The sequence below is a fragment of the Acidobacteriota bacterium genome (assembly GCA_038040445.1).
Lineage (GTDB): Bacteria > Acidobacteriota > Blastocatellia > UBA7656 > UBA7656 > Onstottus_A > Onstottus_A frigus.
Window position 1 is genome coordinate 46,900 of sequence record JBBPIG010000024.1, and the last position, 16,499, is coordinate 63,398.

At 57.8% G+C, this 16,499-nt stretch carries 13 protein-coding genes; 7 read left to right on the forward strand and 6 right to left on the reverse strand.

The features are described from left to right. Positions 1-115 precede the first annotated feature (115 nt). Positions 116-1,171 carry an alcohol dehydrogenase catalytic domain-containing protein gene (locus tag AABO57_22275; protein ID MEK6288454.1) on the reverse strand — a complete coding sequence of 352 codons (1,056 nt, stop codon included), beginning with the start codon at positions 1,169-1,171 and terminating at the stop codon, positions 116-118. 407 nt (positions 1,172-1,578) lie between these two features. Between AABO57_22275 and AABO57_22280 the strand changes: the two genes are divergently transcribed. The 7 genes from AABO57_22280 to AABO57_22310 all read left to right on the forward strand — a co-directional run bounded on the left by AABO57_22280 (position 1,579) and on the right by AABO57_22310 (position 10,827). Further along, entirely contained in the window at positions 1,579-2,034 is a 456-nt protein-coding gene (locus AABO57_22280; protein MEK6288455.1) for a hypothetical protein, read from the forward strand. A 491-nt stretch (positions 2,035-2,525) separates the two neighbouring features. Beyond that, positions 2,526-3,455 (forward strand): hypothetical protein, encoded by a 930-nt coding sequence (locus AABO57_22285; protein ID MEK6288456.1) that lies wholly within the window; start codon positions 2,526-2,528, stop codon positions 3,453-3,455. Positions 3,456-3,550: 95 nt separating this feature from the next. Further along, positions 3,551-3,826: a hypothetical protein gene (locus AABO57_22290; GenBank protein MEK6288457.1), complete on the forward strand. Its 276-nt coding sequence runs from the start codon at positions 3,551-3,553 to the stop codon at positions 3,824-3,826. 165 nt (positions 3,827-3,991) lie between these two features. Next, positions 3,992-4,672, forward strand: coding sequence for a BON domain-containing protein (locus AABO57_22295; protein MEK6288458.1), 681 nt, complete (start codon positions 3,992-3,994; stop codon positions 4,670-4,672). 233 nt (positions 4,673-4,905) lie between these two features. Continuing rightward, on the forward strand, positions 4,906-5,544 hold the full coding sequence (locus tag AABO57_22300) for a pyridoxamine 5'-phosphate oxidase family protein (GenBank protein MEK6288459.1): 639 nt from the start codon (positions 4,906-4,908) through the stop codon (positions 5,542-5,544). 58 nt (positions 5,545-5,602) lie between these two features. Next, positions 5,603-8,281: an HAD-IC family P-type ATPase gene (locus tag AABO57_22305; protein ID MEK6288460.1), complete on the forward strand. Its 2,679-nt coding sequence runs from the start codon at positions 5,603-5,605 to the stop codon at positions 8,279-8,281. Positions 8,282-8,445: 164 nt separating this feature from the next. Further along, complete coding sequence (locus tag AABO57_22310) at positions 8,446-10,827, forward strand: phosphoketolase family protein (GenBank protein MEK6288461.1); 2,382 nt, start codon at positions 8,446-8,448, stop codon at positions 10,825-10,827. A gap of 97 nt (positions 10,828-10,924) precedes the next feature. Here the strand turns inward: AABO57_22310 and AABO57_22315 are convergent, their stop codons facing one another. The 5 genes from AABO57_22315 to AABO57_22335 form a co-directional block, all read right to left on the reverse strand. Then, entirely contained in the window at positions 10,925-11,878 is a 954-nt protein-coding gene (locus AABO57_22315) for a universal stress protein (GenBank protein MEK6288462.1), read from the reverse strand. A gap of 22 nt (positions 11,879-11,900) precedes the next feature. After that, complete coding sequence (locus AABO57_22320; GenBank protein MEK6288463.1) at positions 11,901-13,826, reverse strand: PAS domain S-box protein; 1,926 nt, start codon at positions 13,824-13,826, stop codon at positions 11,901-11,903. A gap of 367 nt (positions 13,827-14,193) precedes the next feature. Beyond that, positions 14,194-14,613: a pyridoxamine 5'-phosphate oxidase family protein gene (locus tag AABO57_22325; protein MEK6288464.1), complete on the reverse strand. Its 420-nt coding sequence runs from the start codon at positions 14,611-14,613 to the stop codon at positions 14,194-14,196. A gap of 63 nt (positions 14,614-14,676) precedes the next feature. Further along, positions 14,677-15,141 (reverse strand): universal stress protein, encoded by a 465-nt coding sequence (locus tag AABO57_22330; protein ID MEK6288465.1) that lies wholly within the window; start codon positions 15,139-15,141, stop codon positions 14,677-14,679. Between the two features lie 33 nt (positions 15,142-15,174). Continuing rightward, positions 15,175-16,140 (reverse strand): universal stress protein, encoded by a 966-nt coding sequence (locus tag AABO57_22335; protein MEK6288466.1) that lies wholly within the window; start codon positions 16,138-16,140, stop codon positions 15,175-15,177. Positions 16,141-16,499 lie beyond the last annotated feature (359 nt).

Sequence of the window (16,499 nt, forward strand, 5' to 3'; positions counted from 1 at the left end):
CTACCTTTCCGAACAGGCGCAGCCTAAAGGCTGAACTCTGAACGCACTACCTTTCTGAACAGGCGCAGCCTAAAGGCTGAACTCTGAACGTCCTGATGGAGTTGTCATCCGGCGATTACGGCTTGACCGCTACTTTAAGGACCCCATCGAGTCGCTCGCCGAAGATCCTGTATCCTTCCTCTATCTTTTCGAGTGGCACGGTGTGCGTGAGCAGCGGAGTGAGATCGACTCGCCCGGCCTTGACGACCTCCATCAACCTTCGCATTCTCTCTTTGCCTCCGGGGCATAGAGTAGTCACAATCCGATGATCACCCAGCCCGGCGGCGAAAGCTTCATAGGGCATCTGCAGCTTGCCGGAGTAGACACCCAAACTCGACAACGTGCCGCCGGGTCGAAGGCTGCGGAGCGCGCTCTCGAAAGTCTGCTGCGTGCCCAGCGCTTCAATCGTGACGTCGGCGCCACCTCCCGTGAGCTTCTTCACTTCGGCAACGACATCTACCTCGCGATAGTCCAGCGTCACATCGGCCCCCATTCTTCGCGACATCGCACGCCGGTTTTCGTCGGCCTCGACCCCAATAATGAGAGCAGCGCCCATCAACTTCGCGCCGGCGGTCGCGCACAAGCCGATGGGTCCTTGCGCGAAGACGACTACTGAATCGCCGATTCGCACGCCGCCCGATTCGGCTCCGCTGAATCCTGTTGAAGCTATGTCGGCTAGAAGCACCACCTGCTCGTCAGACAGCTCATCGGGAATCTTCGCCAGGTTTGCTTGTGCGTTGGGCACGAGCAAGTACTCGGCTTGCGCGCCGTTGATCGTGTTACCGAAGCGCCAGCCGCCTATGGCTTCGTAGCCGCCGCCGTGGCCGCATTGCGAGAGCTGACCGGAAAGGCAAGCACGGCACTGGCCGCACGGAGTGATTGCACCGACCAGCACGCGGTCGCCGATCTCGTAGCCCGTCACGCCTGGTCCAAGCTCTTCGATCACCCCCACGGGTTCGTGTCCAATGACGAGGCCCGGCTTGACCGGATACTCCCCACGCACGATGTGTAGGTCGGTCCCGCAGATCGTCGTCAGCGTGACTCGAATGAGCGCCTCGCCGACTCCCGCGTGCGGTTTCTCGACTTCTTCGATGTGAAAATTGTTTGCGCCTCTAAAAACGTTGGCTCGCATCTTCTGCATTTCTCTACCTCCAGTTCCGCGATTTCGCCGACGGTGGTGTTCAACCAAGGCGATGACGAGTTATTAGCAGGGGCAAGCCGCATACCCAATCGGGCGACTACTGTTGAGCGCACTCCTTCTTTAGGTTCGTCGCAGCGGCCGCCCCGCGCGCTCCTGAGCTTTGCGTGCTTTCACGCAAACTGATGCGAGAATTTCCGCAGAGGCGACGCCACGAGTCGCCCGGATCGGCGTGCTAGAGAATAGAGTTTTCAGCACGTGCCGGACGCGATTCTTACTACGCTGCTGCGTTGTGACGGCCGTCACGACGCCGCGTGACAGCGGTCATCGCAGATTGAGCCGTGAAGTCGTAAGCTGGCCACAGAGGTTTACGTGGTTGAAAGTGGAAGGAGGATACGGTCATGAAACGCTTTATGTTCATATTCTCGATACTGAGCGTGCTGGTGCTTGCGGCGTTTGCTCTAGCGTCACAGACACCTGCTCAGAAGCCGCGGACCGACAGACCAGTGCCGCCGATGCTTGAGCAGATCAAGCCGGAGATCCAAAAGGCGTCTGTGGAGTTCGCGGAGCCAGTCAAGCTGCTTGGAGTGATCCTGAAGGGCTCTTATCTGTTCATGCACGACGAAGGCAAGATGTCGCGGGGCGAGCCTTGCACGTGGGTGTACGGCCGGGGTGAAACCGGCAGGTTCGACAAGCTTATTGTGTCGTTCCATTGCATTCCGGTGGAACGCGACGAGCCAGCGAAGCAATTCAGCGTGATCATCTCGGGAGTGATCTCGCCATTCACGTTGCCCGACGTGATTGAGTACCGATTCGCAGGAAGCACCGAGGGTCACCAGGTTCCGAAAGCCGAATGACAACGGGCGCGATTCGCTGTGGCACAAGACCCGAAATGAAAGAGACCGAGTTGCGAGTGGTTCCCTGTTCTTGACCGGCTACGCAGCGACTCACTCTTTGCCCGAGGATTCGTCCAGTATCTGTCTGTCCGCATTGCTGACCAACAAGAGTTGATCACCCACCTGGCGACCGCTAGTGGCGAAACGTCGCTTGGGACGACTTCAGAATGCCCGGTCGAGTTATCCGATCCCCATGAGCTGTCAGGAGACCAGAATGAGGTTGCCAAATGAAAGCGCAGGGCCGGTGAGGGCGTGATGGCTGTGACTTCCTTCGGTGATGACCGTCATAGCTTTGCTGGCCGCCCGCTTCTATAGTTGCACTGAGGGAGCTGCCTGAGAAGTCGGTTCACCAGACGCTCTATGAATGCTCAGTAACTTTCGCCGAACGGGATGTCCGCCCGCTCGGAGGAAAGGGCCATAACAACCAGGTAATGGCCAAGAAAGGAGTTGCTATGAAAGTTATTATCCTGAACCGGATGGTTGTGGCGCTTGTAGTCAGCTCGCTTTTGTTGGTGGGAGTGAGCCTGCCGACTCGCGCGCAGCAACAACCGCCGCCAGAACAAAAACAGCAGGAAGACCAAAACAAGCAAAAGCAGAAGAAGCAGCGAAAGGCTCAGAATCAGCAAGAGCAGCAGCAGCAACAGCAGGTCAAGCAGCAGCAAAAGGCCCAGAAGCAGCAGCAACAGCAACAACAGCAGGTCAAGCAGCAGCAAAAGGCCCAGGGGCAGCAACAACAACCCCAGGTCACGCAACAGCAAAAGGCTCAGAAGCAGCAGCGCCTTTCACAGCAGCAGCAGCAAGAGCGTATCAGCCAGCAGCAACAACGGCTGGTGCAATACCGTGAACACCTGGATCAGCAGCAGCGTCTCGCACAACAGCAGTCGGCGCAGCTTCAGCAACAGAAGCGTATGGCGCAGTACCGTTTTCAGCAACAGTATTTGCAGCGCCTGCGTCAGCAGCAATTAAGTCTGCGAAACGCACGTAACTACAACTATGGCCGCGATCCGTACTTCTACACGCCTCCGAGCTATCGATACTCTCGTGGCGGCAGCTACTACGAGACGAATCAGTACGGCGCAAATTTGCTACGGCAGGCCGTGAACTACGGCTATGAGGAGGGCTTCCGTGCCGGACAGGCAGACCGGCAGGATCACTGGGGCTCCAACTATGAGGACTCTTACGCCTATCGCGACGCCAACTACGGATATACCGGCTACTACGTAGAGCGCGACGACTACAACTATTACTTCCGCGAGGGCTTCCGTCGCGGCTACGAAGATGGCTACAACAGCCGCTATCAATATGGCCGCCGCTCGAATGGCAAGTATGTCATCCTCGGCGCCGTTTTGGGTGCAATCCTCACTTTGGAGGCGCTTCGCTAAAAACTGAGAGGATGGTGTTCTGAACGAGCGGACTGCTCTGCCTGGAGCGGGACGCTCATAAAGCTTAGAAGGCGATCTTCGAAGGAGGTGCGGTTATGAGGAAGAAAGAAGAAACAAGCGCTGCCGGGACGACTACTAGTATGCTGGCAGCAGTGGAAAAGAAGAAGTCCCGCGTTGTTCCCAATCTGTTAACACACAGCCTCGCAGGTGCGAGTACCGCTCCCAATGTGATGAAGCACATCGCCGTGGGGGCGGGCTCGGCTACCGAGAGGAGTGGAAAAGGCGGCAAGAGCGGCGGCGGACTGGGCGGCCAGAAAGCCGGCGGAATCAAGGGAGGGGGCAAACGCAAGACTCATGCGGGCAGAAAATAACCGGGACTCTAGCGAGGTTCGCCTGCGTAGAGATCGAATTCCCTCAGAGCGCACGCTATCAGACCCAAGGTAGCAGCGCGTGATGCCGACACCGCGTCGCAACCGTGTGTTCCAAAGAACAAAGTCGGGGTCCCAGGCATCTCGACCGGGTTAGGAGGTTTTGTTATGTCAGCAAAGATGCAAACGAAGAGTGATTCACAGATCCAACAAGACGTGCTCCGCGAGCTTAAGTGGGACACTCGAGTTGAAGAGAATGAGATCGGAGTAGCTGTGGAACACGGAGTCGTCGCTCTTACGGGCGCCCTCAGCACCTACGCCAAAAAACTCGCCGCGCAAGATGCTGCGCACCGCGTGTTCGGCGTGCTCGATGTGGCCAATGATATTCAGGTGCGCATTCCCGGCAGATTGTCTCGCAGCGACACCGAGATCGCACAGGCGTTGAGGAGTGCGCTTGAGTGGGATGTATGGGTGCCGGAGTACCGAATCAAGTCCACCGTGTCGAATGGCTGGGTGACGCTAGAGGGCGACGTCGCTTTATTGCGCGAACGCAACGACGCGGAGCGCGCGATTCGGAGGCTCACAGGTGTGCGCGGCGTCACGAACAAGATCGAGGTCACGCCCGCGAAGCTTCAGGCGGAGGACTTGCGGGAAGCGATCGAAAAAGCGCTCGAGCGAAGGGCTGCGCGCGAGGCTCGGCGCGTAAAAGTGGAAGTTCATGACGGCGGGGTGAAAGTTTCGGGGCCGGTTCGCTCATGGGCTGAGAAGCGAGCGGTTTTGGGAACTGTCAGCCACGCGCCTGGAGTGCGGGCCGTCGAGGAGCACCTGTTCGTCGATCCGTTATTCTGATGTTCCGGTGCTCGCGACATCCCGGGCGTAAGACACCGCGCTCCCAGAGGAAGCAGCCTGAGACTCTGGTCTTTTCTATTTGGGAGCGCGGCTGGCGCGGCGTGTTGTGCCGGGTAAATCCCGATCCCGCCTCGGGTTGATCATGCGCGAAAAGGAACCTGCATGTTTGATCTCGAAACAACATCACTTCGTCGAACCGTGGAAACGCTCGCACTCAAGAGCTAGAGGTTGCGATGCTGATCAACGAGATGACGCTTCAGGAATGCCGCGACGCCCTCGCGCAGGCCAGCGTCGCAAGATTGGCCTGCGAGATGGACGGTCAGCCTTATGCTGTTCCCGTCTATCCAATCTACGATGGCAACTGCCTTTTCGGCTTTTCCACTATGGGCTATAAGATCGATTGTATGCGCGCCAATCCGCTTGTCTGTGTGGAGATTGATGATATCAAAAGCCAGAATCAGTGGATGAGCGTTCTCGTCTTTGGCAGATACGAGGAGTTGCCGGATACGCTGGAGAACGAAGCGGCGCGCGCGCGCGCTCACGAGTGGCTACAAAAGCGCGCTATGTGGTGGGAACCTGCCTGTATAGCGGTTGCGCATCGCGCTTGTCCGAAATCGCTCACACCTATCTTCTACCGCATCCTGATAGATCGAATGACGGGACACCGGGCCTCGCCTGATCAAGTTGAGGTTCATCCTGCTCCACCTGCCAAAACTCGAAGCTGGTTGAGCAGATTGCTAGGCCACAAGTTGATAAGGTGGAGCCAAGCCGATGATTCGCATTGCCACGCACCGGGTCGATTCGTGCACCTCAAGTGCCAGATGCGCACTACCGGAAAGAGCGTGTTGAGGCAGGCTGACGAGCAGTCGTAACCTGCGTTTGAGTAATCTACTCATCAAGCCTCAGTTTCTAGAGCCAGGATCTGAACGAGTGCCGCACGCGCTAAACGCGGCAACGGTCGCGCGCTTGCTCGGTGTCGATCCATCTCACGGCCTCAATACCTCCGAAGCTGATGAGCGCCGCAAGCGTTTCGGCGCAAATGCAATTCAAACCATCCGCCCGCGCTCGCCTTGGCGCATTCTGCTGGAACAGTTCGCAAGTTTGATCGTCGCGCTGCTCGCGGTCGCAGCCTCAATCGCGTGGGCCACTGGCGACGTGATTGAAGCGGTCGCCATCATCGTTGTGCTTGTAATAAACGCGCTGATCGGTTTTGCGACCGAGTGGCAAGCCGGACGCGCTCTCGACGCGCTTCGTCGTCAGGCCCGCACGACGGCGCGCGTGCGGCGTAACGGGCAGCAGACGAACGTGGATGCGGCAGACCTCGTCCCAGGCGACGTCGTCATCCTCAACGCCGGTGATCGCGTTCCAGCAGACTCGCGCTTGATCAGAGCTGGGAGCCTGCATGCCGAAGAGTCCGCGCTGACGGGCGAAAGCACTACCGTCGAAAAATCCTCGGAGCCAGCCGAGGCGAATGCGTTGCTGGCCGAACGCCATTCGATGGTGTACCTCGGCACGACCATCGCAGCCGGCCATGGAGTAGCCGTAGTCACCGCGACTGGCGCGAACACTGAGCTTGGACGCATCGGCAAGCTCGTCGCCGACGCCCCCGACGAGTCGACGCCGCTCGAAGCGCGGCTTGCGCACCTCGGTCACCGTCTTGTCTACGCTGTGCTCGTGATCGCGGCCGTGGTTATGGTGACCGGATGGCTTCGCGGAGATGGTTTGTGGTTGATGGCCCAGGTAGCCATCAGCCTCGCGGTCGCGGCGGTGCCCGAAGGCTTGCCCACAGTGACCACACTGATTCTTGCGCTCGGTGTGTTGAGGATGGCGCGGCAGAACGCAATAGTCAGAAGGCTTCCGGCGGTTGAGACTCTCGGCAGCACTTCGATCATATGCACTGACAAAACAGGCACGCTCACACAAAACCGAATGACCGTGCGCGAGTATCAACTGGCCGACGGGAGATCTGTATCGCCGGTTGATCCGCGGTCCTCTCTTGAAAAAGACGAATTGCCTGGCCGGGCTGTTCGCGCGAGCGTGCTTTGCAATGAAGCAGCATTGACGGCGCCATCAGCCGAGGGCTTGCGAGCCCTCGGTGATCCCACTGAAACAGCCTTGCTCCTGGCAGCCGAGGAAATGAGCATCGACGTTTCTCGCCTCCGATCCGAGTATCCGAAGATCATCGAAGTCCCGTTTGACGCTTCCACCAAACGAATGATCACGGTTCATCGAGGCAAGACGGGAACTTATCTTGCAGCGCTGAAGGGCGCTCCCTCGGTCGTCCTGGATGCCTGTGCGAACTATTTGGATGCCAGCTCGAGCACACGCCCGCTCGACGACGAAGCTCGCGCCCGATTCCTTTTGGCTAACGAGGAAATGGCTGACCGCGCTTTGCGCGTGCTGGGCCTTGCGGAGAAAAGACTGGCTGGAGCCGGTGAACAAGTGGCTCTAGGGACAATCTCTAATCTGGAATCGAATGCTGAGATACAGGCCGGTTACACGTTCCTGGGTTTCGTGGGGATGATAGACCCGCCGCGGCCCGAGGTGCCAGAAGCAATCGAGCATGCGCGCGCGGCAGGCATCCGAGTTGTGATGCTAACCGGCGATCAGATGAACACGGCTCGCGCCATCGCTCGCGAGCTGCGATTGAACGGCGATCAGGAAGCAGAGGCGTTGCACGCACGTGACCTCGAGGGCTTAAGCCATGACCGGCTCGCGGAACTTGCTCGCACGGCGAATGTGTTTGCTCGCGTCTCTCCCGAAGATAAGCTTCGCATCGTCGAAGCCCTGGTGCAGTGTGGCGAGGTGGTGGCTGTCACAGGAGACGGGGTCAACGACGCGCCCGCTCTCAAGCGCGCAAGTATCGGAGTGGCGATGGGCGAGCGCGGAACAGAAGCCGCCAAGGAAGCCGCCGACATTGTGCTGACCGACGACAATTTCGCTACCATCCTGAAGGCGGTCGAAGGCGGACGGGTTATCTACGCGAACATCATGAAGTTCGTTCATATGATGTTCTCGCACAATCTGGCCGAAGTATTGGTGATCTTTCTGAGCATAGCGGCGGGTTGGCCGCTTCCGCTTCTGCCGCTTCAGATACTCTGGATGAACCTTGTCACGGATGTGTTCCCGGCGATCGCGCTCGCGCTGGAACCGGCAGCGCCGGGCGTTATGCTGCGTCCTCCACGATCGCCCAAATCTTCACTGCTATCCCGAGATCTACTGGTGCTAATCGGTTGGCAGGCCATGCTTCTGGCCGCAATCGTGCTCTTGATCTACGCCTGGGCGCTCGGTGTCTACGGCGAGGGCGCTCATGCGCGGACGGTGACACTCGTGGCAATCGTCGGTGTGCAGCTCGGACACATGTTCAATTGCCGTTCGCGCACGCGCACCGCCTTTGAGGGACTCTTCCGCAATCCCTTCATCTGGATCGCTGCTGCGATCGTGATAGCGCTGCAACTGACGGCGGTTTACCTGACGCCGCTTTCACGCGTGCTCAACACCACACGGCTTACTAGTTTGGACTGGCTTATGGCTGCCGGCGCAGTCGTCGCTCCGATCGCTCTCGTAGAAGCCACAAAACTATTCTCTCGTTGGAAGCGGCGCGGATGACTATCTCTGGATCGGATTAAACCATGTCGCTCCGCATCCCCCCCAACTTCACGAGGTGGGTACGCTCAAGACTCTGACGGACACCCGGCAGGCGGTTTGCGATGCGATCTGGTAACGGGTAGCGTGTCTTCGGTCCTTTGAAACGAAGAAAGGTTATTACGAACATGGCTGCCGTTGAAATGAAAGAGCCGCAACCGCTAACCCCGGAAGAAGCACGCAAGCTGGACAGCTACTGGCGCGCGGCGAATTATCTCTCGGTGGGGCAGATCTACCTTCACAACAACCCGTTGCTGCGCGAGCCGCTAAAGTTGGAGCATGTTAAGCCCAGGCTGCTCGGTCACTGGGGGACGACGCCGGGACTGAACTTCATCTACGTGCACCTCAACCGCCTGATCAAGAAGAATGATCTCAACATGATCTACATCTGCGGCCCCGGTCACGGGGGTCCAGGCATGGTCGCCAACACCTATTTGGAAGGAACTTACAGCGAGTTCTATCCAAACGTCTCGCAAGATGCAGAGGGGCTGCAAAAGCTATTTGCTCAATTCTCCTTTCCGGGCGGCATCCCGAGTCACGCCGCGCCAGAGACTCCGGGATCGATCAATGAAGGCGGTGAACTCGGTTATTCGCTCGCGCACGCTTATGGCGCGGTCTTCGATAATCCTGATCTCTTGGCTGCCTGTGTCATCGGCGACGGCGAGGCAGAGACCGGGGCTCTGGCGGCGAGCTGGCACTCCAATAAATTTCTGAATCCCGCGCACGACGGCGCGGTGCTCCCGATCCTGCATCTGAACGGCTACAAAATCGCCAACCCGGCAGTGCTGGCGCGGATCAGTCACGACGAACTGGCGAGCCTCTTTATCGGCTACGGATACAAACCCTACTTCGTGGAGGGGGACGATCCCGAGACGATGCATCAACTGATGGCGATGACGCTCGATAAGGTGATCGCCGAGATTCAGGCATTTCAAAAAGACGCTCGCGAGCATGGCTTCTCACATCGTCCGCAGTTTCCGATGATTATCTTGCGTTCACCGAAAGGCTGGACAGGACCGAAGTTTGTAGATGGGCTCCCCACTGAGAATTCGTTTCGCTCGCATCAGGTTCCTTTAGCGGAACTGGCAAGTAAGCCCGAGCATTTGAAGATGCTCGAAGAATGGATGCGCAGCTACAAGCCCGAAGAGCTATTCGACGAGAGCGGGAAGCTGATTGCGGAGTTGGCTGAGCTGGCTCCGAAAGGCGAGCGGCGCATGGGAGCCAATCCGCACGCGAACGGAGGATTGTTGCTCGAGGATTTGAAGATGCCGGACTTCCGCAATTATGCGGTCGACGTACCGAGGCCGGGCACCGTCGAAGCGGAAGCGACGCGGTCGATGGGACAATTTTTGCGCGATGTGATGAAGCTCAACGAAGATTCGCGGAATTTCCGCGTAATGGGACCGGACGAGACTAATTCCAACCGTCTTAACGCTCTCTTTGAAGCGACTGACAGAGTATTTACAGGAAACATTTTACCGACCGACGATCACCTTTCGCCTGATGGCCGTGTAATGGAGATTTTGAGCGAGCACCTGTGTCAGGGCTGGCTCGAAGGCTATCTCCTGACCGGGCGACACGGTTTCTTCTCTTGCTACGAAGCCTTCATTCACATCGTTGATTCGATGTTCAACCAGCACGCCAAGTGGCTGAAGACTACCTGCCACATACCGTGGCGCCGCCCGATTGCTTCGCTGAACTATTTGCTTACATCGCACGTCTGGCGACAGGATCACAACGGCTTCAGTCACCAGGACCCAGGGTTTATTGATCACGTCGTCAACAAGAAGGCTGAGGTCGTGCGGGTCTATCTTCCGCCCGACGCCAACACCCTGCTGTCGGTCACCGATCACTGTTTGCGAAGCCGTAACTACGTCAACGTCATCGTCGCTGGGAAACAACCCGCGCTGCAATTCCTCAACATGGATGCAGCCGTCAAGCACACGACCGCTGGAATCGGCATCTGGGAATGGGCGAGCAACGACGAGGGGGCCGAAGCTGACGTTGTGATGGCTTGCGCCGGAGACGTGCCGGCATTGGAGACGCTTGCTGCCGTTGATATTCTCCGCCAGCACTTTCCCGAACTGAAGATTCGCGTCGTCAACATCGTTGACCTGATGACGCTTCAACCTCAAAGCGAACATCCGCACGGATTGCCTGACAAGGACTTCGATTCTCTTTTCACTACCGATAAGCCGATAATCTTCGCCTTTCACGGCTACCCGTGGTTGATCCACCGGCTGACTTACCGGCGGACAAACCACAAGAACCTCCACGTGCGGGGATACAAGGAGGAGGGAACGACTACTACACCCTTCGATATGGTTGTCTTAAACGATTTGGATCGCTTTCACCTGGTTATGGATGTCATTGACCGCGTTCCAAAGCTCGAGCGAATTGGCGCGCACGTGAAACAACTGATGCGCGACAAGCGGCTCGATCACAAGCAGTATATTCGCAAACACGGCGACGACATGCCGGAGGTTCGTGGTTGGAAGTGGCCGTATTAGTTCGAAAGCCGGGTATCAACCGGGTGATATATGTGGAGGGTCGCTCTCGTCGACCGCTAGCAGAGTGCTCAAGGGAGTGAAGTGGTACCGGATCGGGTCACTTCGCTGCTCGCACAACTTCAACCGAACAGTGCGCTCGACCGGCCACGGCCGCCGACACGCTGCCGAGCAGAAAGCGATCAATGCGGCTGAGGCCGCTCGCCCCGACAAATATGCAGTCCGCCTCCCAGCTTTCAGCCTCATGCACAAGAACCCGCTTCGGATCGCCCGGCTTGACGATAGGGGAGACGCTTAGCTTTGCCGAACGGAATTGTTCCTCCAAGGATTCGACCATCCTTCTCACGATCTCAACCGCCGCCAGATTTTGCTCATCAGACCACTGAACAATGGGCGGAATTAAGCTGCCTGCCATCGTCGGGGTAATCGTGTCGAAGGCGGCAACAATGCGCACCTCGCTTCCCGCAGGCCACGCGCGCATCGCCGCCGCTCGCGCTGCCTCTGCCGCGCCCGGCGAGCCATCCACGCCGACGACGATTCTAGCCGGTGAGTCGCGCTTCTTGGTTTGACCGCGCGCGATTCTCACTGAGCACCGCGCTTCGGTGACCACTTTGTGCGAGACGCTCCCGAGAATCAAGCGCCCAATTGCCGAGCGGCCGTGCGACCCGACCACAATCAGGTCGGGTTTCCACTCATCGGCCGTAGCGAGCAACTGGGACGAAGGCGAGCCGAATTGAGCTTCAGCTCGCAGGTTCCAATCTGGAAAGCTAGACTGGATCCGTTTGGCCGCTTCGGTGGCCAGCGCCAGGGCGTCTGCCAGAGCGCCCGACTCTCTTTCGCTCACCTTCTCCGCATCTGCTGTGGAGTGCTCCGCGAAGACCCTCTCAACGATCTCGTAGCTTGACGGCGGAGGAGGAGGAAGCCACGCTTCGGCCACCGAGATGACTATCGCCTCGGCTTCGCGCGGCAGCCCCGCTCGCTGCAAATCGTTGAGAGCCGCGTCAGCGCACGCCGAACCGTCGTACGCGATTAATATCCTCATCCTGGTGTCCATCGCCTCTCCTGAAGCTTACGCGCTACCGCGGGCCTATTACTTCCGCGAGCGTGTTGAGCAGCCTTTCCGCCGTGTAGGGTTTGGGTAAGAACGACTTTACGCCCTCGATTGCCCTGCTGTTTTCAGCAAGGCCGCTGCTGGCGATAATTCTTACGTTCGGGTTCATCTTCTGCAGAGCGCGAATGGTTACCGGGCCGTCCATGTAAGGCATCATCAGGTCGGTCAACACCACCTTGATCTCGTCCTTGTGCTGCGCGTACAGCGCCACCGCTTCAGTTCCGTCCGCCGCCGTCAGCGCGCGATAGCCGTAGGCCTCGAGCGTACCTTTTGTGATTTCGCGTATAGCGATTTCATCGTCCACCACGAGGATCAACTCGCCGCGTCCAACTGGCAGCGACGCCAATGAATCTGCCTGAACACTAAAGGGAGTCTCGGCAGCGGGAAGATAGATTTTGAATTGAGTGCCCCTGCCCGGTTCGCTGTAGACGTTGATGAACCCGCCGTGGCCTTTGACAATACCGAGGGCCGTCGAAAGGCCCAGGCCGGTTCCTTTACCATGCTCTTTAGTCGTAAAGAAGGGCTCGAATATTCTGTTGATGATGTTTGGTGATATCCCCATACCGGAGTCGGCGATGGTTATTAGAACAAACGGGCCGGGCTTTGCTTCAAGGTTCATCCGCGCGTAGTTGTCGTCGATGTATATGTTGTCGGCTCTGATCGTCAGCTTGCCACCGCCCGGCATCGCATCGCGGGCGTTCACGCAGAAATTCATCAGCACCTGATGAAGCTGCGTAGCATCGCCGGCGACTACCGAAAGATCTTCGCTTGTTTCAAACTCGACCTCGATCGATTTGGGAAGCGTGTCTTTCAATATTTTGACGATCTCTTTGACGAGATGGCGCGGCTGAAGCGTTATGCGTTCGCCTTCGACCCCTCTTGCGAACGAGAGCACCTGTTTGACAAGACCTGCTCCGCGCTCAGCGCTCACTTGAAGCATCGCGAGCAATCGCTGCCCATCCTCGTCTGTGATCCTGGCCTGCAATAGTTGGATTGACATCAAGATCGGCGACAGCAGGTTGTTGAAGTCGTGAGCTATTCCGCTTGCCAGTGTACCAATGCTTTCCATTCGTTGCGCGCGCAGAAATTGAGCTTCGATTTTTTTCTTCTCGGTTACGTCGGTGTTGATCACCAGCACGGACTTCGGCTCGCCTCGGTCATCGCGAACGAGCGTCCACCGGCTTTCGACGATGATTTCTTTGTCGTCTTTGGTGAGCTGTCGCATTTCGCCCTGCCATTCTCCCTCGCCGATAACTTTCCGCTTCGCCTCATCGTACTGGGTGAGGCTGTTCTTGTAGACGATGCTTTTGATATTCCTGCCGGTAACTGCCGCTTTGGGCCAGCCGTATATCCGCTCGGCACTCTTATTCCAAAACAAAACGTTGTCGTTCAGGTCCCTCACAATGATCGCATCCTGAGCGTTGTCCAGTAGCGTCGCCTGCTCGCGAAGCTGCTCCTCGGCGCGTTTACGCTCGGTGATGTCGTTGCGAATTGCGACGTACTGATAAGGCTTGTGGGTGTCGTTCAAGAACGGAACAATGGTTGTGTCCACCCAATAGATGGTTCCGTCCTTGGCGCGATTCTTGATCTCGCCTTTCCAGACTTGCCCGTTCGCGATTGTGGTCCACAGATTCCTTATGAATTCCTTCGGGTGGTAAGCGGAGTTGATGATCCGATGGTCCTGTCCCAAGAGCTCTTCTCGAGAGTACTTTGAGATTTCGCAGAACTTGTCATTCACATATTTTATTATTCCGGTCTGATCGGTTATCGCTACTATTGACGATTCATCCAGCGCGAATTTGATGTCGGCGAGCTCCTTGAGCGAACTCTGCAAGTCCGCTTCGATTTTACGATGCGTCGCCTCCGCTTCTTTGTTTAGAGAAGTGGCCATTCGTTCACTCGCCTAATGACTCTCAGCGGTCTTCCAATATTCTGACCTTATTCTGGGAGCCACACCGAGCACATGGTACAAAGCTGCACTTGCTCACACAAGTAAGAAGTGAAACAGCTAAAATGGGTTTGGTTAGCGTTAGAAGTATTGCTTGGGACTAGTGTGATGTAACAAAGACTTCGCTAGCGTGTACCAGCCAGTCCTGTACGGGCGGTCCTCCGTGGCCGCCCCTTCCCGACCGGTGGAATCATTCAGTGCAGAGAGGGGCGGCCACGGAGGACCGCCCGTACAGGAGTATCAATTTCACCGTTACACTCCACTAGATGGTGAGCGGGTGCTTCTTGGAGGGTAGGCTGCGACGATGAGTTTACTTCTCTCCAACGCCGCTGATTTCTCGGATGCGAATGCGAAAGATGACCACTGAAGACTGCCCATCGTGAACCGGAACAGATTCAACCGGAGTCAGATTGGGAAAGCGCGCCTGGAGTGCTCGCACCGCCCGGTCGCGTTCGTTTGGGTCGGTAACCTCTTCGTAGGCGCCAAAGGCGATAGCGCTGCGCCAGTGATACGAGTCTGTGACTTCGTCGACTTGAAGGCAGGCTCTCGGGTTCGCGCGAAGCGCCTCGAGCTTTCGTCCTGGCAGCGAGTGAACATAGATGTTCTCGCCGTCAAAAACGTAGTTGACCGGGACAACGTAGGGCCCCCCTTCGTAGACAACTCCCAACCGGCCGACCCTGCTTTCGGTAAGGAGAGCGCGCGCCCCTTCCCGGCTCAGTGCTGTGATCATGACAAACCCCATCCAGGCGCAATCCGCGCCGTTGGAACTCAGGAACCCAGAGCTCTTGGATCCTCACGAATCATGCTGTGTGTTGCGCTCGCGAACGATTCCGACCGAGCACTTCGCGTGTGCCGCGACAGCTTGGGAAACCGAGCCGAGCCACAGCCTTGTCAGCCCGCGATAGCCGTGCGAGCCCATCAGGATCAGATCGGCGCCCCACACGTCCGCCTCGTCGATGATGGCGTGCTTCGGATGGCCCCTCACAATCTCGGTGGAAACACGAAGCTGGTCACCCTGCGCTTCGCGCACTCGATCGGCGGCCTTGTTGACTATCGACCGCGCCTGATCCTCGCCAGCCGCCTCGAGAGCTTCAATGTAATTGTCCGGCGGCACCCAGGTTTCAACCGTTGGCAGCAACGGCGGCTCAACCACCGAGATGATTTTCACCTCGGAGTTCACGGGCCACGGTTTGACTGCTACTTCTTTGACGGCTGCATCGCTGAAGGATGATCCGTCGATCGCCAATAGTATTTTCATCGTCAGTCCTCCTCACCTGCTCGGTGATCGAGTTCAGGCTGTGAGTGTCACAAGAGCCGGCCTCAGCGGCCGGGTGATAAGCACGGGGCAGGGCGCCTGACGCAGCACTCGGTCTGCGTTGGACCCGAACAGCGCGCGCATGCCAAACCCGGTGCCGCTCGCCCCCATGCATATTATGTCGATGTTCTGTTCATCCGCATAGGAGAGCACTTCGCGGTAAGGGTGTCCCTCGCGCACGGCCTGCTTAACATCGCACCACACCCGCGTCTCCGGAGGCACAGAGCTTTGAAGGCGGCTGGCTGCTTCGCGGAATCCGTTGTCGGCCCAGGGCGGCAGAAACGCGATCTCGGGTGCCGCCGGTTTGACCGAACGACCGGGCAATACGTGCAACATGTGGACCTCGGCTTGATACTCCTGGGCAAGCGACAGTCCGTAGGAGAGCGCCAACTCGGAGTCGCTCGAAAAATCATACGCGACAAGCACTCTCTGGAGTCCGATCTCGTTAGTCGTCACGCCGGCAAAATCTTGTTCGCGCGGGTGAGTGATCATCACCGGGCACGGTGCCGTGCGACAGATTGATTCCGCCGTCGAGCCGAGCAGGGCCGCCGCGTAGGGCCGCCTGCGCGAACGCATCACGATGAGGTCGATCCTTCGCTCCGCTGCCTCCTGTGCAATGGCGGTCTTCGGATCGCCCTCAACCAGCACAGTCTCCCAGGTGAAGTCCGCGGACACTGGAAGCCGCAGGTGCTTTCGAACTGAAGTGTCGAGGAGCTGCTTGATGTGTTCGCGTTCGCGCGAGCCGCTGACCGCGTAACTGTCCACACAGTTGATCACGAAGAGCTTCGCGTCGTAGGCCTTTGCCAACGCTATACCATATCGCAATGATTCATCCGACTCAGGCGTGAGATCGATCGGGCATAGAATGCGCTCAAAAATTATTCGCTCGTTGATCACCATGAGCCGTTCGTGCCTCCTCAGCGGGTGGTGTTCTAGTTTCAACTCTCTGGGTATCTCGCCGTCCTCTGCGCCTCGGCGGTTAGGGTTTTCGCCCGGTATTCACCGCAGAGAACGCATAGGTTGCGCAGAGAATGATTCAAACTGGGACACCACCCTCGGCGAAGCGTCTCCCTTCTCGCTGCTTAGGGAGCAATGAACGTGCCGCTCGAATTGGTTAATTGGCGGACGAACGCGATGGCACGTTGCGAAATATGACCAGTCAGAGCGGAGAATCACGCAGAAAGGCAAAGGGCAAAGGGCAAAGGGCAAAGGGCAAAGCGCAAAGGACAGGGGAGCTGCCGCTTGGCCTTTGCTCTTAGCTCTTTGCTCTTAGCTCTTTACTTTGCCCTTTGCTCTTTGCT